We start from the raw sequence: 25,080 nt of genomic DNA on the forward strand, positions 1-25,080 counted from the left end.
CAAAACCCATGATAGACCACGATAGACTATTTAAAGAATTAATCCAAACATTCTTTTGGGAATTTATAGAACTGTTTCTACCAGAAATATTAGAATATGTAGAAAAAGACACCCTCACCTTTTTACCAGAAGAAATATTTACAGATGTCACCGCTGGAGACAAAAGAAAAATAGACCTATTAGCACAAGTCAAATGGCAAGGACAAGACAGTTATTTTTTAATACATCTAGAAAACCAAGGATATAATCAAAAAGAATTTGAACGGCGAATGTTTCATTACTTTTCCCGTTTAGATGCCAAATATTTACTTCCTATCTTCCCCATCGTTATATTTTCCTATGATGAACCAAAACGCCCAGAAAAAAACCAATATACCGTTAACTTCCCCAACCGCAAAATATTAGAATTTAACTATGTTGCCATTCAACTAAACAACCTCAACTGGCGCAACTTTTTAAACCAACCCAACCCCGTAGCAGCAGCATTAATGGCAAAAATGGACTTTGCACCAGAAGAAAGAGTCCGCGTCAAACTAGAATGCCTAAGAATGTTAGTAACACTCCAGTTAAACCCTGCTAAAATGGAACTAATTTCCGGTTTCATTGACACCTACCTCAGATTAAACACCACAGAAGAACAACAACTAGAAACAGAATTAAAACAAGCTAACTTAGTAGAACAGGAACAAATCATGGAAATTGTTACCAGTTGGATGGAAAAAGGTATTGAAAAAGGTATTGAACAAGGAGAACAAAAAATTATCAAAAAACAAATAAAACGGCGTTTTAATAATATTACACCCAGCCTAGAAAACCGGATTAATGAATTATCTGTAGAACAGATAGAGAGTCTAGCAGATGCTATTTTTGATTTCCAATCTGTAGATAATTTAATTAACTGGTTAGATCAACAAAAATAACTTAAAATAACTTAATTGTAGGTTGGGTAGAACAAAGTGAAACCCAACCAATTTAAAATATTTACAGCATATTTCATCTACATGATGTACAGAACAGGCAAGACTTGTACTGAGCGGTTAGTGAGCTTGTACTGAGCGACTTGTACTGAGCGTAGTCGAAGTAAGTCGAAGTGCGGAGTCGAACTATGTCGAAGTGTGCCTGTGCTACAAGAGTTAAGAATATTAGGATTATACTGAAAATATTTACAAAATTTGGTTATACACCAATGCACACAGAAAAAGAATTTGAACACACCATCGAAAGAGAACTACTGCAACACAGTGGCTACCACCAAGGTAACGCCGCAGAATACGACCCAGAAACCGCCCTTTTCCCCACAGAAATCATCAATTTCATCCAAACCACCCAACCTAAACAATGGCAACGCCTAGCCACCAATAAAGACCCCCAAAAAATCCTCATAGATAGCCTCACCAAAGAACTTAAAAGCCGGGGAATGCTAGATGTCCTCCGTAATGGTTTCAAATGCTACGGTAAAACCTTACGAGTCGCCTACTTCCAACCTAACACAGCCATGAACCCCGACACCTTGGCACAGTATCAAAAAAATCGCCTCACCATCACCCGCCAAGTCACAATTAAAACCGGAAAAATCCCTGATATCCTCCTCAGTATCAACGGACTACCCATCGCCACCATCGAACTGAAAAACCCCTTCACCCAGCAAACCTACCTCAACGCCATCCACCAATACAAACAGGATAGAGACCCCAAAGACCCCCTATTTGTCTTTAAACAACGGTGCTTAGTCCACTTTGCCCTAGACACAGAAGAAGTATGGATGACCACCAAACTAGCAGGAGAAAATACTTACTTCCTCCCCTTCAACAAAGGCCATAACCACGGTGCTGGCAACCCACCGGGGGAAAATGGCGAATATCGCACCAGTTACTTTTGGCGAGAAGTATTAGCAAAAGATAGTTTATTAGATATATTAGCCCGATTTTTACACATAAAAATTGAAGAAATCAAAACACCCACAGCCACAGGAATTAACTATCAAAAAAAAGAAACTTTAATTTTCCCCCGCTATCATCAACTTAATGTAGTTCGTCAATTAATTGCACATACCAAAAAACATAAAGCCGGACATAATTATTTAATTCAACATTCCGCAGGTTCAGGAAAATCAAACTCTATTGCATGGTTGGCACATCGGTTAGCCAACCTCCACGATAACCAAGATGAAAAAATCTTTCATACCGTCGTCGTTATCACCGATAGAACCATCTTAGACCAACAATTACAAAACACCATTTATCAATTTGACCATAAAGCCGGAGTGGTGCAAAAAATAGATGAAAACACCCAACAACTAGCCACAGCTTTAAATGATGGTGTACCAATTATTATTTCCACTATTCAAAAATTCCCCTTTATTAATAAAGCCATTCAAACCTTAGCTAAAAAAGGTAAAACTATAGACATCACCACCAAAGATAAACGCTTTGCTATTATAGTAGATGAGGCACATAGTTCCCAAAGTGGAGAAACCGCCAATGAACTGCGGCAAATTCTCAATAAAGATGGCATTGAATCAGCCATTGCTGCCCAAATTTTAGCAGATGAAACAGAAGAAGATTTAACAGACCAAGCCAAACAAGAACTATTAAAAGAACAAATTGCCCGCACCAAACAACCTAACTTGAGTTATTTCGCCTTTACAGCTACACCCAAACAAAAAACCCTGCTGGTATTTGATGAACCAGGAGAAAACGGTCAATCTCCCTTTCATCTTTACACCATGCGGCAAGCAATTGAAGAGGGATATATTAAAGATGTACTAGCCAATTATACCTGCTATGAAAGATATTATGAACTTGTCCGCACCTCAGAAAAAAATCCCGATTTACCCCGTCGCCAAGCAGCCAAAGCCATTGCCAGATTTATCGAATTTCACCCCCATAACATCGCCCAAAAAGTAGAAATTATTATCGAACATTTCCGCAACCATACCCGTCATAAAATAGGCGGTAAAGCTAAAGCAATGGTTGTCACCCGTTCCCGTGAACACGCAGTAAGATATAAACTGGAATTTGATAAATATATTCAAGCCAAAGGCTATAGTGATATTAAATCTTTAGTCGCTTTCTCTGGTTCTATCACCTTAGATGAATTACCAGATGAAACATTTACAGAAGTCAACATGAATGGAGGAATAAAATCTCAAGAAATTGCCGATAAATTTACCAGTGATGCTTACCAAGTATTATTAGTAGCGAATAAATTTCAAACTGGATTTGACCAACCATTATTACATACAATGTTTGTAGATAAAAGGCTAGATGGAGTCCAAGCAGTGCAAACTTTATCTCGCCTCAATCGTACCACTACAGGGAAAGAAGACACCTTTGTACTGGATTTTGTCAACAAACCAGAGGACATTTACCAAGCTTTTAAACCTTACTACGAAGAAACCCCCGTAGGAGAAACAGCAGATCCCCAACAATTAAATGATTTATCCTATCAACTTTATCAATGGCAACTTTTTAGCCTAGATGATGTTAACCAATGGTGTGAAATTTGGTTTCGTCCTAAAACTTCCTTGACTGGCGGTGAACATCAAAAATTAAATAGTTTATTAGATCCAATTGTAGACAAATATCAAGAATTAGCAGAACCAGAACAAGAACAATTTAAAAATCAATTAACCAGCTTTCGTAATTTGTATTTATTCCTAGCGCAAATTATTCCTTATCAAGATTCAGAACTTGAAAAACTTTATGCTTACGGACGATTTTTACTCAAGAAATTACCCAAAAGTAAAAACGCTCCCCAAATTGATTTATCTAGGGATATAGAAATTAAATATTATCGCTTAGAAAAAATCAGTGAAGGCAAAATTGATTTACAAGAAGGGACAGCAGAACCATTAACAGGTGCTACAGCAGTGGGAACTCGTCAACCAGATAGAGAAGTTCCCCTATCCCAGCTTATAGACTCTCTTAATGAACGGTTTGGGACTAATTTTACCCTAGCAGATCAGTTATTTTTTGAACAAATCACCGAAACAGCTATTAGTAAAGATCATATCAAACAAGCAGCCCAAGTCAACAGCAAAGAAAACTTCGCCCCTGTCCTAGAAAAGCATCTGGAAGCGTTGTTTATTGAACGCATGGACGGGAATGAAAAAATCTTTATGGAGGTGATGAATAATGAAGAATTTAAAGCGGTGGTGTTTGATAAGTTATTGGCTAGTATTTATGAGAGTCTTAAAGGTGAGAATTTATGATAGTGCGATCGCCAATTCTGTAGGGTACGTTAATGAAATGTAACTAAAATTTGGATATCTGGTTACTGAGCCTGTCCTGAGCCTGTCCTGAGCCTGTCCTGAGCCTGTCCTGAGCCTGTCCTGAGCGGTGTCGAAGGGCGGTGTCGAAGGGCGGTGTCGAAGGGCGGTGTCGAAGTAAGTCAAAGTACAGGATTTGAGGATTTACAGGATGGGGATTTTTGATTTCTTGGGTTTAGTTATGGGAAGTCAGAAAACCCTTTTTATTAAGTTGGGAGTAGGGGATATAAAGATATAGTAGTCCCTTGGGTCTGTCTTTTCTATCATAACATAAGCTGTGAAGATGTCAAGAACCTTGAAAATTCGTTGGTTGATTTTGGCTTGTTGACATGATTCTCAATAGTTATTGAGAATAAGACAGATTTTATTGATAATAAAAGGTTTGTTGATCTTTTTTTTGTCAGAATCAGGATATCCAGGATTTGAGGATGTACAGGATGGGGTTTTTTGATTTCTGGTGTTGATTTTTTGTCAGAATCAGGATATCCAGGATTTAAGGATGTACAGGATGGGGATTGGTGATTTCTGGTGTTTGGTTATTTAAAAGTATGATAATTTAGGGATTTTGGAACAGTTTAGCAGATTGTAGATTGTGCGATATCTTTCGTAAAAGTAGCGATCGCCAAATCCCAATTATTAAAATTACCAAAAAATCCTGTAAATCCTTAAATCCTGGACATCCTGATTCAGACAAATAAAAATCATTGCATCTCACAAATAACCTCTCAAAGACAATCCTGTAAATCCTTAAATCCTGGACATCCTGATTCAGACAATTTCCCAATCTTCTAATTTTAATTCGGGTATACGTGAAAATTCTCTGGTGTTGTGAGTGACTAAAATTAAATTGTTGGTTAAAGCAATAGCCGCAATTTGTAAATCATAACCACCGATAGGTGTTCCTTGTGCAGTCAGTTGAGCGCGAATGTTTCCGAAAATAGTGGCAGCTTGATCATTAAAAGGTAAAGAAACAAACTGATTGAGAAAATCTTGCTGTAATTTCAAATTACGTTCTGGATAAGCACTACGCATTGCACCATAAAATAGTTCACCTTTGACAACTGAACAAACAGCGATTTCTGAAAGTGGTATGTTCTCAAGTTTTTTCTTTAAATAGAGATTTTTACCTTTGAGATAAACAATACAGGTATTAGTGTCTAGTAAGTAAATCATTAAAATGTTTCTCTCTCTGGTTGTTCTGTTTGTGGATGTCTGATAAATGTTTCATCCTGAATACATCCATAAAAATCACTGATTTTGATTGTGTTTTGAGTTTTATTTTGAACTGTTGCTGTTGTTTCATAGACAAGAACAATATCTAGTTCTGTTCCTTCTTGTGCTTCGGGTAAATGAATCTGCAATAGTCCATCTTTACCAATGCGCGATCGCACTCTCATACTGTGCATCATTAATTTTTTTCCTATATTCCAATAGTTATGATGTAATTATAAACAATTTTTGGCAATATTTTTATTTTAAAATAGAACAATCTAACAATATTACTCTACTCATTTATATTGACAACTTGTTTTTATTCAAAGCTGCTTCAATTTGAGGATAAGTTTCTTGATCATAGCCTGATTCATCAGCTATCCATTCGTCTACAAGTGCGATAATTTTTTCTAAAGAATTATTATTTTCTGGTTTTAATTCGCTTAAAGATTCTGTTGCAATTGGAATTTCGATACTGTGAGAGTATGATTTAATTTGAATTAAAAAATCTACTTTTGTTTTAACTGCCAGTAGTTCTTCAACAGAAAGAGAGTCTAGGTGCTGAATAACATCAATCATTAATGTTTTAGTCATATTTTATTTCATTGTATAGAAAATAGTATATTTATTATATCACATTTTCAAAGGTTTTGTAAATCATGTGATATCTTTCGTAAAAGTAGCGATCGCCAAATACCAACCATTCCCCAAATCCCAATTATTAAAATTACCAAAAAATCCTGTAAATCCTCAAATCCTGGACATCCTGATTCAGACAAATAAAAATTATGATACTGCACAAATAACCTATCAAAAAAAATCCTGTAAATCCTTAAATCCTGGACATCCTGATTCAGACAAATAAAAATCATTGCATCTCACAAATAACCTCTCAAAGACAATCCTGTAAATCCTTAAATCCTGTACTTCGACTTACTTCGACTGCGCTCAGTACAAGTCGCTCAGTAACCAGACATCCTGATTCAGACAAATAAAAATTATGATACTGCACAAATAACCTATCAAAAAAAATCCTGTAAATCCTTAAATCCTGTACTTCGACTTACTTCGACTGCGCTCAGTACAAGTCGCTCAGTAACCAGACATCCTGATTCAGACAAAATTAACTTCTCTCATTCCCCAAAATATCAAATTATTATCTAAAATTATCTTTTCACCTATTTCGGCAAACTGTTGTTTTAAATAAATTCTCAATAACTCACTATCTCCCCCAGTAATAGCAATTTTACTATCAGGAAACAACGATAACCACTCATCAATAAACTCTTTTATTCCCGCCAATAAAGTGTAAATGATACCACTTTGAATTGCTTGGGGTGTATCCATAGCAAACCGGGGCGGTAAATCTATGATCTCCCTAATTTTTAACAATGGTAATTGTCCGGTTTTTTGTCCTAAACTGGTAAATTGTAAACCCAAACCTGGTAAAATAGCACCACCAATAAGACGCTGATTGGAGTCTGCCCCTGTAAAAGTTAATGCTGTTCCTGCATCAATTACTAACATGGGAAAACCATAGGATTTACCTGCGCCAAATAAAGCCAAAGCGCGATCAATGCCCAATGTGGGATACATTCCCCGGATAGGGACTTGATTTAAGGTGATTAAACGATGATTAGGGTAAGTTTGCCATAGTTGTGTTTGACTGGGAACTACGGAGGCTAAAACGAGAGTGATAGGCAGGTTAGGAGAAAGGAAGATAGAACGAGCATAAGACGGAGGAAGGGGCAAAGTATTCGTTTTTGCTAATTTTTCTAGATCAGACTTTGATAAATGTTGTGTATCCCAGGTAGAGTTGAGAGTGTGATCTATAAATAAAGCCCAATGTAGCCGGGAGTTACCAACCATTAAGGCTAACCAAGGGTTGTTTGTCTGTTGCGGTTGGATATTCTGTTTCACAGTTTGTTTCACAGTTTGTTTCACAGTTTTAATTTTCTTAATTGAATGATAGGTTTTTTAAGAAAAAGTTATATTCAACCCGTGTCACAATATAAGGCAGAGGAATAAATACTCAATAAAAGTTAAGGAGGGGAGTTATGGTATTGCTCACCGATAAAAATCAAGGCCAGGAAGGTACAACCCCAGTAAAACGGCTGACTATACAAACGGTAGAAATTGATCAGGATACCACGGCTATTCGTTCTTTAGACTGGAACCGCGATCGCTTTGATATTGAGTTTGGTTTGCAAAATGGTACAACTTACAACTCCTTTCTGATCCGCGGTGAACAAACTGCCCTGGTTGATACTTCCCATGAAAAGTTCCGTCAGTTATATTTTGATACACTGACTGGTTTAATTAATCCGCAAGATATAGATTACTTAATTATTAGCCACACAGAACCGGATCACAGTGGTTTAGTTAAAGATTTACTACAAAAAGCTCCTGATATTACCGTTGTTGGTTCTAAGGTAGCAATTCAATTTTTAGAAGATTTGGTACATCAGCCTTTTAAACGTCGTATTGTGAAAAATGGCGATCGCCTGGATCTCGGTAATGGCCATGAGTTTGAATTTGTGATTGCTCCTAATTTACACTGGCCTGATACTATTTTCAGTTTTGACCACAAAACCCAAATTCTTTACACCTGTGATGCTTTTGGAATGCATTACTGTACAGATAGCACTTTTGATGATGATTTATCTGCCATTGAAAAAGACTTTCAATATTACTATGAATGCTTGATGGGTCCTAATGCCCGTTCTGTGCTTTCTGCAATGAAGCGCATGGCAGAATTAAAAACCATCAAAATGATCGCCACTGGTCACGGACCCTTACTATATCACAATCTCCAAGAATTAACAGGACGTTACCTCAATTGGAGTCAAAACCAAACCAAAGCAGAAACCACTGTGGGTATATTTTACGTTTCTGAATATGGTTATAGCGATCGCCTAGCTCAAGCTATTACCAACGGTATCGTAAAAACCGGGGTAGCTGTGGAAGTAGTTGATTTATCTGGAACAGTTGATTTACAAGAATTACGGGAACTTGTAGGACGCTGTAAAGGCTTGGTAGTGGGAATGAATCCCGTATCTAGTAATACAAGCATTCAAACAGCATTGAGTACAGTTCTAGGATCTGCAACGGAAAAACAAGCCATTGGTATTTTTGAAACCGGTAGTGGAGATGATGAACCTACCTATCCACTGTTAAATAAATTCCGCGCTGCGGGTTTAACTGTAGCTTTTCCTGTGATTGAGATTCGGGAAACACCCACAGAAAACACCTATAAAAAATGTGAAGAAGCGGGAACAGATTTGGGACAGTTGGTGACAAAAGAAAAAAGCATCAAAGCTATGAAATCTTTAAGTGCTGATTTAGATAAAGCACTAGGAAGAATTAGCGGCGGTTTGTATATCATCACAGCCAAAAAAGGCGATGTTTCCAGCGCCATGTTAGCTTCTTGGGTAAGTCAAGCGAGTTTTAAACCTTTGGGTTTTTCTATTGCAGTAGCTAAGGATCGGGCGATAGAATCATTGATGCAAGTAGGCGATCGCTTTGTTCTCAATGTTTTAGAAGAAGGCAACTATCAAGCATTGATGAAACACTTCTTAAAACGTTTTAGTCCCGGCGCGGATCGTTTTGAAGGTGTCAAAACCCAACCAGCAGAAAATGGTGCGCCTATTTTGGGTGATGCTTTAGCATACATGGAATGTGAAGTAGTTAGCCGGATGGACTGCGGCGATCATTGGGCGGTGTATAGTACGGTTTATGCAGGTAGAGTATCTAAACCTGAATCATTAACAGCAGTACACCATCGGAAGGTTGGTAATCACTATTAATTGGTAATTGGTAATTGGTAATTGGTAATTAAGAAAAATTTGCCATTACTAATTATGAATTAAATTTTATCAATTACTGTGTGGAAAATGCCCACTTTGTAAAAAAATGGGCATTCCACAGTTTATCTGAGAAACCAACTAATTTATAAAAGAACCACTCCAGGCACAGAGGACACAGAGTTTTATTTGAATGTTTTTAAGTGGAAACAAACAATATAAATATGGGAACATCCCAATTTTGAAAAAATAACCGCAGTAACACCAAAAAAACTCCTAAACTCTCTTACCTTTGTGTCCTTTGTGTCCTTTGCGGTTCAATCATATCAGTTCATTGGATCATTTTTACCATTAGTTCAAAAAAGATTTACACATTTGGGATGCTCCCATAAATAGAAGATTTAAAAGCAAGAAACAAGGAGATTAAATTTATGTCAAATACTAAACCCCGTGATGTCCAAATATTGCCTATTGGTACTGATACAACAATCATCAGATCGCGCAGTTGGGCAAGGTTAAGATTTGAAATTGAATATGCTTTAGCTAAGGGAACAACAGCTAATTCTTTTATTATTCAAGGTGATAAAATCGCTTTAATTGATCCACCTGGGGAAACTTTTACGGAAATTTATTTACAGGCTTTACAAAAAAGAATAGATATCAAAAATATTGATTATGTAATTCTTGGTCATGTCAATCCTAACCGGGCAGCAACATTAAAAATATTAACAGAAATTGCGCCTCAAATTACTTTTGTTTGTTCTAACCCAGGGGCGATAAATTTACGTGCAGCTTTAGAAAATGAAGATTTACCGATTGTGGTAATGCGGGGTGATGAAACTTTAGATTTAGGTAAAGGACATCATTTACAATTTATTCCTACTCCTAACCCCCGTTACGCTGATGAACTTTGTACTTTCGATCCACAAACAGAAATCTTATTTTCTGATAAGTTATTTGGGGCGCACATTTGTGGTGATCAAGTATTTGATGAAGGTTGGGAAGTTTTTAACGAAGATCGCCGTTATTATTTCGATTGTATTATGGCTCCCCATGCCAAACAAGTAGAAACAGCTTTGGATAAGTTGGCAGATTTGCCAGTCAGGTTGTATGCTACTGGTCATGGTCCCTTGGTAAGATATGCTTTACAAGAACTTACCCACTCTTACCGAGAATGGATCAAGCAACAAATTAACGCGGAAATGAGTGTAGCTTTGATCTATGCTTCTGCCTATGGAAATACTGCAACTTTAGCTAGTGCGATCGCTCGTGGTATTACTAAAGCAGGTGTTAGCGTAGAATCTATTAACTGCGAATTTGCTGATCCTGAAGAAATTAAAACGGCAATTGAAAAATCAGCCGGTTTTGTAATCGGTTCGCCCACTTTAGGCGGTCATGCACCCACACCCGTACAAACAGCTTTAGGTATTGTTTTATCAACTGCAACTAATAATAAATTAGCTGGTGTCTTTGGTTCTTTTGGTTGGAGTGGGGAAGCAGTTGATTTAATTGAAGGTAAACTGAAAGATGCAGGTTATCGTTTTGGTTTTGAAACCATCCGCGTTAAGTTCAAACCTAATGAAGTCACCTTACAAACCTGTGAGGAAGCAGGTACAGATTTTGCTCAAGCATTAAAACGCGCTGCTAAAAAAGCCGTGGTTGCTAGACAACCTGCAAGTAATGTTGAACAAGCAGTAGGGCGAATTGTCGGATCTTTGTGTGTCGTTACAGCAACTCAAGGTGAAGTGAAAACTGGAATGTTAGCATCTTGGGTTGCACAAGCCAGCTTTAGTCCTCCTGGGTTAACCATTGCAGTTGCTAAAGATCGGGCAATGGAAAACATGACTTACACAGGTAGTAAATTTGTTGTTAATATCTTAGCAGAGGGGCGAGAAATACGTAAACAATTTATGAAGGTTTACGCCCCTGGACAAGATAGATTTGCAGGTTTAGACACCGCAGAAGCTAACAACGGTGGTATAATTTTAAATGGTGCTTTAGCTTACCTAGAATGTACAGTGAAGAACCGGATGGAAGTAGGCGATCATTGGTTAGTTTATGCCACAGTGGATGATGGCAAAGTGTTAAACCAAGATAGTGTGACTGCTGTGCATCATCGGAAATCAGCAAGTTATTATTAAGCACCCCATACATTAACCCCTCTAACATGAAATAGAGGGGTAATTTAGGCTATAAAGAGGCGTTTTCTGCTTCATTAGTAATCAACAACTCCATTCAGAGTCAGAGACTAGTAAGGAGAAAACTTAAACCTATTTCTGGTTGTCCCCAGAATCATTTTCAACAGATATCTGAAGCATTAATTTGAGTTTTTGGTTATTTCAAGTTCTATCCCTAACCAATTACTTAACTCATCAGCTAACCATTTTAATTCATATTCAGACTTGATGATATAGTCACCAACTTTTATTTCCAATTTTTCTACCCCTATCCAAATTACCAACTTTGCGTTGACTAAAGAATTACCAACCTCACTATCTTTTGTCAAATGTTGAGGTATATAAACTAAGTGATTAATGTTTTCTCTCGGTGCAGAGGTATGTTTAATTTTCAGTCCCCAAAGATAAAGACTATGGGATATTTGTTGCTGATTTATGCTAATTTTACATTCAAAAAATGAACTTAATATACCATATATCATAGCTAAACCACTGTAAAAAAAAGGTGATAGTAAGAAAGCTACGAATGTAGCATTTATTATTGTTCTCCAATCAAAAGGATTAGAAATAAAGACCTTAAACGCGCCAACGATAAACAACAAAATCACGGAATTCCAAAATATCATAAATGGAATTCCTAATAAACTAAGAGTTAATGTTAATCCCTTAGCAGGAAGGGTAGTTTCTAAATATTCCTCATTTTTAATTAGTCGAATTTGACTACCTGCTGGTTTAGCAATTGTTGAATTTGTAATATCAGTTTTTTCCGGTGTTTCTAAAGCTTGTAGTGCTGTTTTTGCAGATGTAAACCGCTTTGCTAAATCTGGTTCTATCATATTTTTTAACCAGTTAGTTAAGCCCGGACTCAGATTTGCCACTTGTTCAAATTGAATGCGAAAATCTTTTTGTGGTAAATCTGCCGGTTGAGTACCTGTGATTAAATAAATTAAAGTTGCACCTAAGCTATAAAGGTCAGAAGCGGGAACTGTACGCCCCCCAAATTGTTCTTGTGGCATATAACCATAGCTTCCTACAATGGTTCTAGTACCTGTTTCTGAGGCTAAAACAGTTTGCACAGAACCAAAATCTACTAAATAAACTTTTCCCACACTATTCCCCGATCGCTCTCCTAATAAAATATTGCTAGGCTTAATATCACGGTGGATCACAGGTGGGTGTAACTCATGAAGATAAACCAATATCTCTAAAACTGCTTTAGCTATCTCTTGAACTTCATTTTCTGTGAATTTTCTCCCAGTTTGTAAGTATTGTTCTAGGGTTTTCGCTGGGATGTAAGTTTGTACCAGGGAAAATCCTTGAAAATTAGAGGATTTTACTTCAAAATAATCAAGGTAGGAGGGTATGGATGGATGGGATAAAGATTTTAAGGTTTCCGCCTCCCGTTCAAACAGTTTCAAATCATCCCATTCAAAGTCACTATTAAAAGCAAGTAACTTGACAATTACTAAGTTATTGTTTATGGTGTCACGAGCTAAAAAAGTCCTTCGGGCTGACTTTTTACCTAACTGCTGTTGAACTTGGTAGCGATCGCCCAATATTTCCCTATTCATCAGCATCACCTAGATCACTTAGAAAATTATGTTGTTAAACTTTCTCTATTTTATTCTTGTTGACTGTCAGGATGTTTTAAAAGTTTTCGGTGAATAGTTTTACTAATTGTTACTACTTCCTACTTCTGCTGATGCAGCACTTCCCAGTGTCATCAGGTACAAAAACCCCATCCCCAACCCCCTCCCCGCAACCGATGAGGGCGCTATTATGTACTTTATAACACAGGAATCCGCTGTAATTTTTAAGTTTGAATTTTAACTTTGAATTTTAAACTTTGAATTTTAAACTTTGAATTTTAAACTTTGAATTTTTAATTGCTTATGCCTTCCCAACTTTGGCCTTATGTTACCCCTGGTATTCCCGATGACTTATTTGAGAACTTACCAGGTATACCCCTAACTCAGCGAGAATTAAGATTGTTGTTAATTTCCCAACTACGATTAAAACCAGATTCGGTATTATGGGATATTGGTGCAGGAACAGGTACAATTCCTGTAGAGGTGGGGTTATTGTGTCCCCAAGGAAGAGTTATTGCGGTAGAACGAGATGAAGAAGTGGCTAATTTGATTAAACGTAACTGCCATCGCTTTGAAGTCAAAAATATCAAAGTAATTGAAGGCAGCGCCCCAGAGTGTTTACATGATATACAACCCACCCCTGATCGTGTTTGTATAGCAGGGGCAAAAGCTATCCAGGAAATTTTACAAGCTGTCTGGCTTTATTTGCCTTTATCCGGTCGAGTTGTCGCCACAGCTGCTAATCTAGAAAGTCTGTATGCTATTTCTCAAAGCTTTTCTCAGTTAAGAGCCAGAAATATCGAGGTTGTACAGTCTGCTGTTAACCGCTTAGAAACTCGCGGTTTTTCCCAAACCTTTGTCGCCGCTGATCCGATTTTTATTCTCAGTGGTGAAAAACTAGATTGAATCTATTCGGTTTTCGGTTTTGGATTCAATCCAAAATCCAAAATCTAAAATCTAAAATACTATTATTATGCCTTGGTCAAGAATTATTAGTGGAATTATTGCGATCGCTCTAGCTTTATCTTCAACCTTATTAGGTGGTTGGTACTTTACCATAGCTATGGCGATCGTTGTCTTTTTAGGTCAACAAGAATATTTTAATTTAGTTAGATCCAGAGGTATTGCTCCCGCAGCTAAAACTACTATAGTTGTCAGTTTAATTTTACTGGCTATTTGTACTCTCAATGCCAGTTTAGCGGATGCTATCATGCCCATAGCAGGAACTTTTATTTGTTTTTACCTGCTTTTTCAACCCAAATTTGCTACCATTGCCGATATTTCCGCTTCTATTATGGGGCTGTTTTATGTCGGTTATTTACCGAGTTACTGGGTACGTTTGCGAAATCTCAATAGTACAAATATTATTAGTAATCTTCCCTTTGGTGGCTACTGGCCTGAAAACTGGAATCAAATTTTTACCCCAGAAAATATCACTGGTTTACCCGAAGGTTTAACATTTACAGTTTTAACTTTTTTATGTATTTGGGCTGCTGATATTGGTGCTTATTTTTTTGGTAAGTTTTTCGGTAAAACTCCTTTATCAAATATCAGTCCGAAAAAAACTGTAGAAGGGGCAATTTTTGGTATTAGCGGCAGTCTCATAGTAGCACTAGCCGGTGCTTATTTTCTCCATTTTCCTTACTCTGTGATCTCTGGTTTAACTTTGGGTTTATTGATAGGTGTTGCTAGTCTTTTAGGCGATTTAACTGAATCTATGTTAAAACGAGATGCAGGGGTAAAAGATTCAGGACAATTGATACCCGGTCATGGTGGTATATTAGACCGGACTGATAGTTATATTTTTACCGCCCCTTTAGTTTACTATTTTGTCACACTCATTTTACCTTTGTTAAAGTGATAGTTGATAGTTGACAGTTGATAGTTGATAGGGAAACATCAAATTTATTACCCAGTCACCAGTCACCAGTCACCAGTCACCAGTCACCAGTCACCAGTCACCAGTCACCAGTCACCAATCACCAGTCACCAATCACCACTTATCAATTGTCAATTATCAATTGTCAATTATCTATTATGGGTTGACGTTGATGCGTCCACGACATAAGATTTGGCTAGATTCCAAAGTTAATTCTTGGAGGTCAACGTCTGAACCAAGGTCTAAATTGTATCCAGGATTATTTTCTAAAATTGGTTCTTGATTATACAGAATTTTAATCTGTGTTAATTGTAGTTCTTGACTGTTCAGCAGTTCTAGACCTAAAGAAATTTCTAAAGATATAGGTTCTCTGTCAGTTGCTACAAGTCCATACAGTATTAAATGCTGATTGTCAAGTGTAATTTTCTGCCAACAAATAGGCTTGTATTTTTCCCATGATTCTGGTAATAGTTTAAACAGTACATCATTTAAGCCAGTTGACAATAATTCTGATGAAAGAGATTTATTCAGATCCCCTTCATCTACCACCAGTTCACCAACTACGGGAACTATTTCCAATAATTTAAGGGGTTTACCCCTGACTATGGAACCAATGTTTATCTGTATATTTTCAGCTGAAAGTTGAATGCGTGTAACATGGATACCCTGATAAACTGCATTAGTAGTAAAAATAGATACCACAGGAATACAGCCAGAAAGGAGTTGGCGATCGCTTGCTCCAATCTCTATCTCAATCTGCGATACTTGAGTTAATTGTGTTTTTAGCCATAGCTTAATTGCTGTGGTTAGTGCTTGAGTAATTAACCTTATTTTCTTACTATTGGCGGATGGGGGGTTTTTATCTGTCATTGAACAAGGTTATTGCTTAATATTTGATATTTGCTCAAAAATCACGAGATCTTAAACAGTTCTTAACTGTAATGGTGATTGCTATTAACTGAGAAATGGCAAGATTCACTTTTAGGTATCAACTCCACAAAACTTGGAACAATTAATAATAAGTCTGAATTAACAAAGTATACAAAATTTATACATGGAGGCACGAGTACAAAAAATTATTTCTCAATGGGGTATAGCCTCACGTCGTGAAGCTGAGGAGATGATTAAGCAATCACGAGTGCAGATAAATGGGATTGTGGCACATTTAGGTCAAAAAGTCGATCCCCAACGAGACACTATTTGCATTGATGGTAAACCTATTTCTCACAGCGATCGCCCAGCTTTAATCTATTTGTTACTCAACAAACCCGCTGGAGTAGTTTCTACTTGTGATGATCCCCACGGCAGAACTACAGTTTTGGATCTATTACCCGAAAATTTACACAAGGGTACTGGTATTCACCCAGTGGGGCGTTTAGATGCTGACTCTACCGGAGCATTAATATTAACAAATGATGGAGACTTGACATTTTCGCTAACTCATCCCAGTCATAATATCTCTAAGACATATCATGTTGTGGTTAAAGGACATCCCCCAGAAACAGTTCTGAAGATGTGGCGTGAAGGTGTTGTACTAGAAGGTAGAAAAACACGACCTGCTAAAGTACGCTTGATTGAACGTTTGGCCAACCAAAGCAAATTAGAAATAATTTTACAGGAGGGCAGAAATCGTCAAATTCGCCGTGTAGCTGAACAGTTAGGATATCCTGTGATCCAACTGCATCGCACTGCCATCGGTTCAATTCAACTACAAACACTAAAAGCTGGTTTTCTCGGTGTTGGTGACTATCGTCATCTCACCCCAGAAGAAATTATTTTTTTAAAGAATCAATTCAATAATGGACAACTAACAATGAACAATTGACAATTGCCTCTTCCTAAAAGTCAGAATCTTGAAAAACTGGAATTTTTGGCTTTTTTACCTGGAAATCGGGGATTTTCAACCTTGAATAACACAATTATCAATTGTCAATTGTTAATTATCAATTGATAAAGCGGATACCTATTAATGATTAAGTTGAGTTAAGGAGTGTAATAAAAATTATGAAATGGCCAAGAAAAAAAGATGAGAAACCCAGCAAACCATCAATAGAAGAACAACAGGCGGAAAAATTAGCACAAATGGGCGCTAAACTCGCGGTTTTGCGTCAACAAAAGGGTTTATCTATGGATGAAATTGTGTTAACCACTAGAATTCCTCGCCGACTATTAAACGCAATTGAAGTAGGTGATTTAAGCGATTTACCAGAACCTATTTACACTCAGGGTTTAATCAGGCAATTTGCTGATGCACTGGGGGTGAAGGGGGCAGAATTTGCCAGCCATTTTCCTCTCGGTTCTCAAAAAGTCAGTTTTCAAAGCAATTGGCAACCCCAACCCTTTTTTCAACTGCGTCCTCTTCATCTGTACTTGCTTTACATTGTCGTCATAGTATGCTCTGTAACTAGTTTATCTCAGTTATTGAATCAAACTGCTTTAGAAGCAAACAATAGCCAAAATCAACTAAAGGCGGAGAAAAATGACGATTTAAAGCCTCAGAAACTGCAATCCCAGGATTTAAAGGCAATTCCATTTGATATCAACAGTTCAGAAACTGTAGAAATTGATGTTACCTTGCAGTCCTCATCTTGGGTTCGTATTGTCGCTGATGGTAAAACCGAGTTTGAGGGAGTTCTACCAAAAGGATCTCACCGCAAATGGAAAGCTGCTGAAGAACTGACTGTAAAAACTGACAATGCTGGGGGTGTGTTGATGAGCGTTAATCAGCAACAACCTAAACAAATGGGACAGCCAGGGAAATTTCAGGAAGTCAGGATTGCCGCTAAGGTCAGGTCTTGAAACGTCGTGCGTCAGTAGGGATAGGTTAACCAAGTATTAAATTTATCAGTGGCATACAACACAATATAGAAAACATTGCTGTTATTTGCCAATATCATCTACTACACATAACTAAAAATAGCTATGTTTCCTTGAAACTGCTAATTAGGTTAAACCAACCCCTACTAACCATGAGGTTTTGAGTACGGAATGGAGGTTTCAGCTTTATACTACGCACCCAGAAAAAGTTAATCAGGAAAAGTTAATCATCAACTTATGGGAGCGCGTCCATAAAGATTGGTGAGAATTTTCAAGCGATCGCTTAATTCCTTAGTCAAAACCTCTTGCTGATAACGCCATTCCCAATTACCCTCAGCCGTACTGGGATAATTCATTCTGGCTTGAGTTGCCAATCCCAAAACATCCTGTAAAGGAATAATCGCTTGATTAGCGATGGAACTCAAAGCTAAACGAATTAAATCCCAGTTTATACCATCAGGGCTGATATTTCCCAAATATAACAATAAATTTTGCTTTTCGTAATCATTGGTAGTATTGAACCAGCCCAGAGTCGTGTCATTGTCGTGAGTGCCAGTGTAAACTACTGCATTACGTGGGTAATTAAAAGGTAAAAACGGATTACCAGGATCTGAACCAAAGGCAAATTGTAATACCTTCATCCCCGGAAACTCAAATTGATCTCGTAGTGCTTCCACTTCTTCTGTAATAATCCCCAAATCTTCGGCTAAAATCGGTAATTTGCCCAGTTTTTGTTTAATAACTGCAAAAAATTCTACCCCTGGCGCTTTGATCCATTCTCCATTGATGGCGGTTTCTTCTCCTTGGGGTACAGCCCAATAAGCTTCAAACCCTCGGAAATGGTCAATCCGAATGATATCAACATAATCCAGCATAGCCTCAAAACGTTGCACCCACCATTTAAAGTCCTGCTTTTGCAACTTTTCCCAGTTGTAAACCGGGTTGCCCCATAATTGACCGGTGGCGCTAAAATAATCTGGTGGAACTCCTGCCATTAAAGCCGCTGCACCTGTTTCTTCATCCAAAGCAAAAAATTCAGGATTTGCCCATACATCAGCACTATCATGAGCTACGTAAATGGGGATATCACCAATAATATCTACACCATTTTGATTAGCGTAATTCTTGAGTTCTGACCATTGACGGAAAAACTCATATTGGATGAACTTGTAATAAAATATTTCTTGTGTTAACTCTTGTTCCATCCGTGCCAATGCTGCGGTTTCTCTTTTTGTCAGTTCTAGTTCCCAACTGTACCAACTAGCTCCATTGTGGGCATCTTTGAGCGCCATAAACAAAGCATAGTTATCCAGCCAATAGCCTCTGGTGTTGCAAAAAGTGTGAAAAGCTTTTCTTTGGATAGCGGTGGCGTGATGTTTAAAATTTTCGCAAGCTTTTTTGAGCAGATTGGTTTTAATGGCAATAACTCGCTCAAAATCCACTTTATCAGCCGGAAATGCTGGTAAATTCGCAAAATCTGCTTCAGATAACAATCCCTCATCTACCAGCTTATCTGGACTAATCAGCAGGTGATTTCCCGCCATTGCTGAGTAGCACATATAAGGAGAATTACCATAACCAGTAGGTCCTAAAGGTAAAACTTGCCAATATTGCTGGTAGCTATCTTTGAGAAAATCAATAAAACGATAAGCTTTATCCCCTAAATCCCCAATCCCGAAACGACTGGGGAAACAAGTTGGATGCAGTAAAATTCCGCTTGATCTAGGAAAAGGCATAGTTAATGGTGAATATGAGTAGATTGTTGATGAGGACTTACACAAATGTTACATTTAATTGATTTTTTAGGGACACTAAATTAAAAATATGTTGATTCTTAACAATTTATTTAGTCTAACGTACCGTACTAAAATTTAGCGTATGTTGGACATTTAACTTGCATATTATCTAAAATTGAAACTCTTGTGGGGTGGGCATCCTGCCCGCATTGGTTGTGCAAATTAAAGGTTTATCAGCTTAGTATAATAGTTAATACATAGGGTTTGCTGAATAAACCTAAAACCTTGATATATCAAAGGTTAGAGGCTGATAAACACAGAAATTAGTGCAAGGGTTTTGAAGGGTATACCGGAAAAAGTGTGCATTTTTTGGGATTTCAATGGGATTTCAAGAGATGGCAAAGAAATTTTCCAATCTCCTCCTGACTCCTGACTCCTGACTCCTGACTCCTGACTCCTATGCCCTCACGGAAAGACTTTCTCAGCAACCCCTACATATCAATTCCAGTATAAAATAAACAGGAGAACTGCAAGTAAAAACAAATATTTTTCGTGCAAGCTTGATCAAGCAAAGATCTCTCAATTTAAGTTTCTGTCTAAGCAGTTACAATTTATTCTTTATTGAGGATTCATATATGAGTATTAAAATCGCACAATGGCGACCTGAGTATGAAACAGGCAATGTCATCATTGATGAGCAACATAAAAGCTTATTAAGTACAATTAATGCGCTAAATAATGCTATGTTGGAGGGACAAGGCCAATCCTTAATCAAACAAACTATTCAGAGTTTAAAAGATTACACAACAATTCATTTTAGCACTGAAGAACAATTCATGATAGACCATGAATATCCGGGTTATACAGAACATAGGATGAAGCATGAAGCACTAAAAGCCAGGGTTTTAAGCTTTGAGAGAGAAAATGAGTATGACTTATCCAAGTTAACGAATACAATTTCTCACTTTTTAACTGATTGGTTAATTCATCACATTCAAAATGAAGACGTGAAGATGATTAATTATTGTCTTCAGGGTCATTTGAGCAAGTCCCAATCTCAAGATATCTCATCCTTTGCTTCTAGTAATTCCCAGATAGAGATTGCCCAATGGCGACCTGAGTATGAAACAGGTTATATTCTGATTGATAATCAACATCAAAGTCTGTTTCATGCTATTAATGCCCTCAATAGTGCCATGCTGGCAGGAAGAGGATCTGAATTACTAGAAAAAACCTTAGAGATTCTGAAAATCTACACAACTATTCATTTTGAAACCGAAGAAGAAGTAATGCTAAAAAATGACTATCCTGGCTACACCGAACATAAAGCCAAACATGAACTTCTGAGGGAAAAGGTGACAGTATTTAATCAAAAAATAAATACACAAGATAGCTCCCAAGTTACTATTAGCGTATCCCATTTTTTGACAGATTGGCTGATTCATCACATCCAAAATGAAGACAAAAAAATGAGTGCCTTTCTGAGACAAAAACGGCAAAAAAAAGATGAAATTCAATCCTAAGCATCTCAATAAACGTACTGCTGGGGATGTATAAACCCTAGCCGACATCGTTGAGGCTGGGGTAGTTCATATTAGATGAAGCTACTTAAAAATTGACAATGACTTACAGAAATCCTGCTCCTACCGTTGATATTATTATTGAATTAATTGATCGACCTCATCGCCCGATCATTCTGATTGAAAGACATAATGAACCTTTAGGATGGGCTATTCCCGGAGGGTTTGTAGATTATGGTGAACCTGTGGAAGTGGCAGCACGCAGGGAAGCTGAGGAAGAAATAGGTTTAAAAATAGAGTTAATTGAACAGTTTTTGGTTTATTCTGATCCTAGTCGTGATCCTCGTCAACATACAATTAGTATTGTGTTTTTGGCAACTGCAACGGGTGAACCTGTAGCGGGTGATGATGCTAAGGGTGTGGGTATTTTTGAGCCTTGGTGTGTACCGATTAACTTATGTTTTGACCATGACCGGATTTTGCGGGATTATTTCCGGTATCGGAATTATGGGATTCGTCCCCGGTTCGGATTTGGGAAATGAACCACATATAGGATAATTATTGTAAAATATCATGCTGTGTAAGGATTGAGGATACAGAATACAAGATTCAGAACAAATGAGAGTTTTCGAGTTATTGGTTGTTGAGAAAAAAACTTGATTCTGGAGGTTTCTTGCTACAAACAAATATTCTGACTCCTGACTCCTGTACGGGCGTTCGGGAAGCGTGCTAGAAGCATCAGCATTCGGGCGAACAATTATTAATTTTTCTCCAAAGCTATTTTCCGAATGCTTCGCCCCTACTTCGCCCCTACTTCGCCCCTACGACTCCTGACTTCTTGCCATACTGTTTTATACTCAATTCTCTCCAGCCCTAAATAGGAGTATATATGGAGCCAATTATTGCTATAGTTTTAGCACTCATAGGTTATGCTTTAGGATCTGCAAAACTGGTTAATCAAGGTAATGAAGCTCTAGTTGAACGCTTGGGAAAATACCATCGAAAACTGAAACCAGGACTTAATTTCATTGTTCCCTTTCTTGATCAAATTGTTATGGAAGATACCACCAGGGAACAGATTTTAGATGTTAAGCCCCAGAATGTCATTACTAAAGATGGTATTTACATGGAAATAGATGCAGTCGTTTACTGGCGCATTGTCGAGATGGAAAACAGCTTTTATGCAGTTGATGATTTGCAACAGGCACTTTCAAATTTAGCTACAACTACAGTGCGGGAAGTTATAGCCCAGAAAACTGTAGAGGAAGCTAATATGTCTAGGGCAGATATGGACAAAAGCATATTAGATCAATTAAATCCAATTTCACGGACTTGGGGAGTCGAAATTCTGCGGTTGGATTTTCAGCGAATTACACCCCCTGAAAGTGTACAGAAGTCAATGGAAGAGGAAAGAGCAGCAGAAATTAGAAAACGGGCGGTAATCGCGGCTGCTGAAGGTGAGAGACAAGCAGCTATTAAGAAAGCCGAAGGAACTAAGACTTCAATGGAAATTATTTCTGAAGCTATACGTTCCCATCCCGAAAGCAAAGATATTTTAAGATATCTTGTAGCTCAAGATTATGTACAAGCCAGCCAAAAATTGGGCGAAAGTAATAACGCTAAAATTGTGTTTGTAGATCCGGCTAATTCTACAGATATGTTTCAAGAATTAATTGCTGAATCTGTAACTAAAGAAGATGATGGTAAAACTTCTGGTAATGGAAAAAATTAGAGGCAAAAGGCAAGAGAATTTTAGATTTTAGATTTTAGATTTTAGATTTTAGATTGGATTCATGAAATACAATCCAAAATCCAAAATCCAAAATCCAAAATAGAATCACCAATCACCAATCACCTGTCGATAGATAGCATCAGCAACTAGGGAGACATCACGCATTTCGGCAACATCATGAACTCGGAGGATATCAGCACCATTAAAAATGGCAGCACAACAGGCTGCTGCTGTTCCCCAAACTCTGGCTTTTGGTTCTGGTTGATTTAAAATTTTGCCAATAAAACTTTTGCGGGATGCTCCCACTAAGATGGGACACTTTAGGGTTTTGAATGTTGGCAAACTGCGAATAATTTCTAAATTCTGATCATAATTTTTGGCAAAACCAATACCCGGATCAATAATTATTTTTTCCTGTTGAATACCCGCTGTAATTGCGGCTTTTATTTGTTGGGATAAAAAACTATAAATTTCTCCCATCAAATCTTGATAATCTGTTAATTGTTGCATCGTTTGGGGAGTTCCCCGAATGTGCATTAACATGATTGGTACATCTAATTTGGCTACTGTTGGCAACATTTCTGGATCATAAGTACCACCAGAAATATCATTAACAATATCTGCCCCAGCTTCTACAGCAGCTTGAGCTACTTCTGCTCTAGTTGTGTCTACAGAAATGGGAATAGTAATTTTTGGTCTAATGATTTGCAAAACCGACAGCACCCGATCAAGTTCTTCTGTGAGGGTGATTTGTTCTGCTCCTGGTCTGGTTGATTGACCACCGATATCAATAATATCAGCACCAGCGTCTACCATTGTTTGCGCTTGAGCTAAAGCGGCTGAAGTTGTGTTAAATAGACCACCATCACTAAAACTATCTGGGGTGACATTTAAAATTCCCATTAAATAAGTCCGTTGTCCCCAAGTAAAACAACGTTCTCTAATAATTAATTGATTTGACATACAGGAGTCAGGAGTCAAGAGTCAGGAGGCAGGAGTCAGGAGGCAGGAGGCAGGAGGCATTGGAAAATGAATCAACTTTTGCCTTTTGCCTTTTGCCTTTTGCCTTGGTTATTGATAATTGACAATTCTGGCAAAACTATCAGCTTCTAAACTTGCACCGCCGACGAGAGCGCCGTCAATTTCTGGTTGTACCATGATTTCATCAATATTATTGGGCTTGACTGAGCCACCATATTGAATTGATACGTGAGGATTCGTCAGTTGATCACGAATTAAACCAATGACTCGATTTGCTTCTGTGGCTTCACAGGTGTCACCGGTACCAATCGCCCAAATTGGTTCATAAGCAATAATCAAGTTAGTTTGATCAACATCTACTAAGTCTTTTTCTAACTGGGTGCTAATCAGTTTTTCTGTTTCCCCTGCGTCTCGTTGCTGTTTGGTTTCACCAACACAGAGAATGGGTGTCAGTCCGTATTTTTGGGCTGCTTTGAGGCGCAGATTCACTGTTTCCTCTGTTTCGCCAAAATATTGTCGTCTTTCGCTGTGTCCAATGATGACATAGCGCACACCGATTTCTGTGAGCATGGGAGCAGCAATTTCACCCGTGTAGGCTCCATTTTCTTCCCAGTGAACGTTTTGTGCGCCCAAGTTTACACGGCTACCGTGTAAATATTTGGACATTACACTTAAATCTGTGAAGGGAGGACACAATATTACCTCTCTTTCTGAGGGTGTTTCCTCCAGGTGAGGCAGAAATCCGCTTAGGAAATTTTCTGATTCTGCCTGGGTTTTGAACATTTTCCAGTTGCCGGCAATAACTATTTTTCGCACAGGTGATTTTGTCAAGATGCTAACGCTACTAGATCAATTTTTAACTGTACTACTTTTTCGGACATTCCTTGTCTATCAGGAGAGGAAAGTGCTAGTGTTTCGCCCAAAGGCGTAATAGCTATAAGAGGATGTTTTAAAAGTCCCTGAGAGTGTATCAAATATTTTTTACCCCTCCCTAACCCCTCACAAGGGTAGGTATTTTACATTGTCGTGAGGGCAAGACTTGGAGGACAAGGCAGACAAGGTAGCAAGGGAGAAAATACGTATCAATAATGTACAATTAGTAACAAAAACTGAGGCTCAACAGACCTTGTACTGAGCGAAGCCGAAGTACATTTTTTGTAGAAAATCTTCCTTGTCTACTTTCCCTCCTTGTCTTCCTGGTCCTGCCTTCACAGTTAATATTAAAAACCTACCCCTGTGAGATCCCTAACCCTCCCCTTCAGGGGAGGGAACTGGATTTTCTTGTTTCCCCCCTTGATAATGGGGGATTAAGGGGGGTAAAAATATGATTAAAATCACGGGATACCACTGTTCAAACATCCTCT

At 37.9% G+C, this 25,080-nt stretch carries 22 protein-coding genes; 12 read left to right on the forward strand and 10 right to left on the reverse strand.

Translation table 11 applies throughout. From position 1 onward, the window contains the following. The first annotated feature begins 8 nt into the window (after positions 1-8). Positions 9-920, forward strand: coding sequence for a DUF4351 domain-containing protein (locus H5968_RS07985; protein WP_187039512.1), 912 nt, complete (start codon positions 9-11; stop codon positions 918-920). Between the two features lie 185 nt (positions 921-1,105). Beyond that, the gene (locus H5968_RS07990; protein ID WP_255427074.1) at positions 1,106-4,213 is read left to right on the forward strand and encodes a type I restriction endonuclease subunit R; all 3,108 of its coding nucleotides are present in this window, start codon (positions 1,106-1,108) and stop codon (positions 4,211-4,213) included. A gap of 825 nt (positions 4,214-5,038) precedes the next feature. Here H5968_RS07990 and H5968_RS07995 read toward each other — a convergent pair. From H5968_RS07995 to H5968_RS08010, 4 genes are all read right to left on the reverse strand, one after another. After that, a complete protein-coding gene (locus H5968_RS07995) occupies positions 5,039-5,443 on the reverse strand; it encodes a type II toxin-antitoxin system VapC family toxin (protein WP_137668971.1) in 405 nt (134 codons plus the stop codon). Further along, positions 5,443-5,679 carry a hypothetical protein gene (locus H5968_RS08000; protein WP_236104157.1) on the reverse strand — a complete coding sequence of 79 codons (237 nt, stop codon included), beginning with the start codon at positions 5,677-5,679 and terminating at the stop codon, positions 5,443-5,445. Before H5968_RS08000 ends, H5968_RS07995 begins: the two co-directional genes overlap by 1 nt. Positions 5,680-5,782: 103 nt before the next feature. Continuing rightward, the gene (locus H5968_RS08005) at positions 5,783-6,076 is read right to left on the reverse strand and encodes a hypothetical protein (RefSeq protein ID WP_187039513.1); all 294 of its coding nucleotides are present in this window, start codon (positions 6,074-6,076) and stop codon (positions 5,783-5,785) included. 519 nt (positions 6,077-6,595) lie between these two features. Then, positions 6,596-7,351, reverse strand: coding sequence for a pantothenate kinase (locus tag H5968_RS08010; RefSeq protein ID WP_222620611.1), 756 nt, complete (start codon positions 7,349-7,351; stop codon positions 6,596-6,598). A 188-nt stretch (positions 7,352-7,539) separates the two neighbouring features. Here H5968_RS08010 and H5968_RS08015 point away from each other — a divergent pair, with 188 nt between their 5' ends. Together H5968_RS08015 and H5968_RS08020 are read left to right on the forward strand one after the other, a co-directional pair. Then, the gene (locus H5968_RS08015; RefSeq protein WP_187039514.1) at positions 7,540-9,288 is read left to right on the forward strand and encodes a diflavin flavoprotein; all 1,749 of its coding nucleotides are present in this window, start codon (positions 7,540-7,542) and stop codon (positions 9,286-9,288) included. 428 nt (positions 9,289-9,716) lie between these two features. Continuing rightward, entirely contained in the window at positions 9,717-11,426 is a 1,710-nt protein-coding gene (locus H5968_RS08020; RefSeq protein WP_187039515.1) for a diflavin flavoprotein, read from the forward strand. Positions 11,427-11,602: 176 nt separating this feature from the next. Here H5968_RS08020 and H5968_RS08025 read toward each other — a convergent pair whose 3' ends face one another. Then, entirely contained in the window at positions 11,603-13,033 is a 1,431-nt protein-coding gene (locus tag H5968_RS08025) for a serine/threonine-protein kinase (protein ID WP_187039516.1), read from the reverse strand. A gap of 321 nt (positions 13,034-13,354) precedes the next feature. On the opposite strand from H5968_RS08025, the gene cbiT reads away from it, so the two are divergent. The 3 genes from cbiT to H5968_RS08040 all read left to right on the forward strand — a co-directional run bounded on the left by cbiT (position 13,355) and on the right by H5968_RS08040 (position 15,097). Then, entirely contained in the window at positions 13,355-13,957 is a 603-nt protein-coding gene (cbiT, locus tag H5968_RS08030; RefSeq protein ID WP_187039517.1) for a precorrin-6Y C5,15-methyltransferase subunit CbiT, read from the forward strand. Between the two features lie 67 nt (positions 13,958-14,024). After that, the gene (locus H5968_RS08035) at positions 14,025-14,912 is read left to right on the forward strand and encodes a phosphatidate cytidylyltransferase (RefSeq protein WP_096566886.1); all 888 of its coding nucleotides are present in this window, start codon (positions 14,025-14,027) and stop codon (positions 14,910-14,912) included. Between the two features lie 17 nt (positions 14,913-14,929). Beyond that, complete coding sequence (locus H5968_RS08040; RefSeq protein ID WP_187039518.1) at positions 14,930-15,097, forward strand: hypothetical protein; 168 nt, start codon at positions 14,930-14,932, stop codon at positions 15,095-15,097. On the opposite strand, the gene H5968_RS08045 is transcribed toward H5968_RS08040, so the two are convergent. After that, entirely contained in the window at positions 15,087-15,800 is a 714-nt protein-coding gene (locus H5968_RS08045) for a DUF2993 domain-containing protein (protein WP_187039519.1), read from the reverse strand. The two genes, H5968_RS08040 and H5968_RS08045, sit on opposite strands and share 11 nt — an antisense overlap. 184 nt (positions 15,801-15,984) lie before the next feature. Here H5968_RS08045 and H5968_RS08050 point away from each other — a divergent pair, with 184 nt between their 5' ends. After that, a complete protein-coding gene (locus H5968_RS08050; protein WP_187039520.1) occupies positions 15,985-16,755 on the forward strand; it encodes a pseudouridine synthase in 771 nt (256 codons plus the stop codon). A gap of 179 nt (positions 16,756-16,934) precedes the next feature. Continuing rightward, complete coding sequence (locus H5968_RS08055; RefSeq protein WP_187039521.1) at positions 16,935-17,729, forward strand: RodZ domain-containing protein; 795 nt, start codon at positions 16,935-16,937, stop codon at positions 17,727-17,729. A gap of 248 nt (positions 17,730-17,977) precedes the next feature. Here H5968_RS08055 and malQ read toward each other — a convergent pair whose 3' ends face one another. Continuing rightward, entirely contained in the window at positions 17,978-19,483 is a 1,506-nt protein-coding gene (gene malQ / locus H5968_RS08060; RefSeq protein WP_187039522.1) for a 4-alpha-glucanotransferase, read from the reverse strand. Between the two features lie 635 nt (positions 19,484-20,118). On the opposite strand from malQ, the gene H5968_RS08065 reads away from it, so the two are divergent. The 3 genes from H5968_RS08065 (at position 20,119) to H5968_RS08075 (ending at position 22,735) form a co-directional block, all read left to right on the forward strand. Next, positions 20,119-21,006 (forward strand): bacteriohemerythrin, encoded by an 888-nt coding sequence (locus H5968_RS08065; protein WP_187039523.1) that lies wholly within the window; start codon positions 20,119-20,121, stop codon positions 21,004-21,006. Positions 21,007-21,104: 98 nt separating this feature from the next. Continuing rightward, a complete protein-coding gene (locus H5968_RS08070) occupies positions 21,105-21,545 on the forward strand; it encodes an NUDIX hydrolase (protein ID WP_187039524.1) in 441 nt (146 codons plus the stop codon). Positions 21,546-21,892: 347 nt separating this feature from the next. Next, complete coding sequence (locus H5968_RS08075) at positions 21,893-22,735, forward strand: SPFH domain-containing protein (protein WP_096566896.1); 843 nt, start codon at positions 21,893-21,895, stop codon at positions 22,733-22,735. A gap of 105 nt (positions 22,736-22,840) precedes the next feature. Here H5968_RS08075 and folP read toward each other — a convergent pair whose 3' ends face one another. The 3 genes from folP to H5968_RS08090 all read right to left on the reverse strand — a co-directional run bounded on the left by folP (position 22,841) and on the right by H5968_RS08090 (position 24,690). After that, positions 22,841-23,698, reverse strand: coding sequence for a dihydropteroate synthase (gene folP, locus H5968_RS08080; protein ID WP_187039525.1), 858 nt, complete (start codon positions 23,696-23,698; stop codon positions 22,841-22,843). 108 nt (positions 23,699-23,806) lie between these two features. Then, positions 23,807-24,532 (reverse strand): triose-phosphate isomerase, encoded by a 726-nt coding sequence (gene tpiA, locus H5968_RS08085; RefSeq protein ID WP_187039543.1) that lies wholly within the window; start codon positions 24,530-24,532, stop codon positions 23,807-23,809. Positions 24,533-24,543: 11 nt separating this feature from the next. Continuing rightward, positions 24,544-24,690, reverse strand: a complete 147-nt coding sequence (locus H5968_RS08090; protein ID WP_162501893.1) for a hypothetical protein — start codon at positions 24,688-24,690, stop codon at positions 24,544-24,546. Positions 24,691-25,080 lie beyond the last annotated feature (390 nt).

Source organism: Sphaerospermopsis sp. LEGE 00249 (genome assembly GCF_014299995.1).
In the GTDB taxonomy this organism is placed as follows: Bacteria; Cyanobacteriota; Cyanobacteriia; order Cyanobacteriales; family Nostocaceae; genus Sphaerospermopsis; species Sphaerospermopsis kisseleviana.

Coding starts and splice junctions, on each gene's coding strand:
- H5968_RS07985 (WP_187039512.1), top strand. CDS start 9: ATGATAGACCACGATAGACTATTTAAAGAATTAATCCAAACATTCTTT.
- H5968_RS07990 (WP_255427074.1), top strand. CDS start 1,106: ATGTCGAAGTGTGCCTGTGCTACAAGAGTTAAGAATATTAGGATTATA.
- H5968_RS07995 (WP_137668971.1), bottom strand. CDS start 5,443: ATGATTTACTTACTAGACACTAATACCTGTATTGTTTATCTCAAAGGT.
- H5968_RS08000 (WP_236104157.1), bottom strand. CDS start 5,679: ATGATGCACAGTATGAGAGTGCGATCGCGCATTGGTAAAGATGGACTA.
- H5968_RS08005 (WP_187039513.1), bottom strand. CDS start 6,076: ATGACTAAAACATTAATGATTGATGTTATTCAGCACCTAGACTCTCTT.
- H5968_RS08010 (WP_222620611.1), bottom strand. CDS start 7,351: ATGGTTGGTAACTCCCGGCTACATTGGGCTTTATTTATAGATCACACT.
- H5968_RS08015 (WP_187039514.1), top strand. CDS start 7,540: ATGGTATTGCTCACCGATAAAAATCAAGGCCAGGAAGGTACAACCCCA.
- H5968_RS08020 (WP_187039515.1), top strand. CDS start 9,717: ATGTCAAATACTAAACCCCGTGATGTCCAAATATTGCCTATTGGTACT.
- H5968_RS08025 (WP_187039516.1), bottom strand. CDS start 13,033: ATGAATAGGGAAATATTGGGCGATCGCTACCAAGTTCAACAGCAGTTA.
- cbiT (WP_187039517.1), top strand. CDS start 13,355: ATGCCTTCCCAACTTTGGCCTTATGTTACCCCTGGTATTCCCGATGAC.
- H5968_RS08035 (WP_096566886.1), top strand. CDS start 14,025: ATGCCTTGGTCAAGAATTATTAGTGGAATTATTGCGATCGCTCTAGCT.
- H5968_RS08045 (WP_187039519.1), bottom strand. CDS start 15,800: ATGACAGATAAAAACCCCCCATCCGCCAATAGTAAGAAAATAAGGTTA.
- H5968_RS08050 (WP_187039520.1), top strand. CDS start 15,985: ATGGAGGCACGAGTACAAAAAATTATTTCTCAATGGGGTATAGCCTCA.
- H5968_RS08055 (WP_187039521.1), top strand. CDS start 16,935: ATGAAATGGCCAAGAAAAAAAGATGAGAAACCCAGCAAACCATCAATA.
- malQ (WP_187039522.1), bottom strand. CDS start 19,483: ATGCCTTTTCCTAGATCAAGCGGAATTTTACTGCATCCAACTTGTTTC.
- H5968_RS08065 (WP_187039523.1), top strand. CDS start 20,119: ATGAGTATTAAAATCGCACAATGGCGACCTGAGTATGAAACAGGCAAT.
- H5968_RS08070 (WP_187039524.1), top strand. CDS start 21,105: ATGACTTACAGAAATCCTGCTCCTACCGTTGATATTATTATTGAATTA.
- H5968_RS08075 (WP_096566896.1), top strand. CDS start 21,893: ATGGAGCCAATTATTGCTATAGTTTTAGCACTCATAGGTTATGCTTTA.
- folP (WP_187039525.1), bottom strand. CDS start 23,698: ATGTCAAATCAATTAATTATTAGAGAACGTTGTTTTACTTGGGGACAA.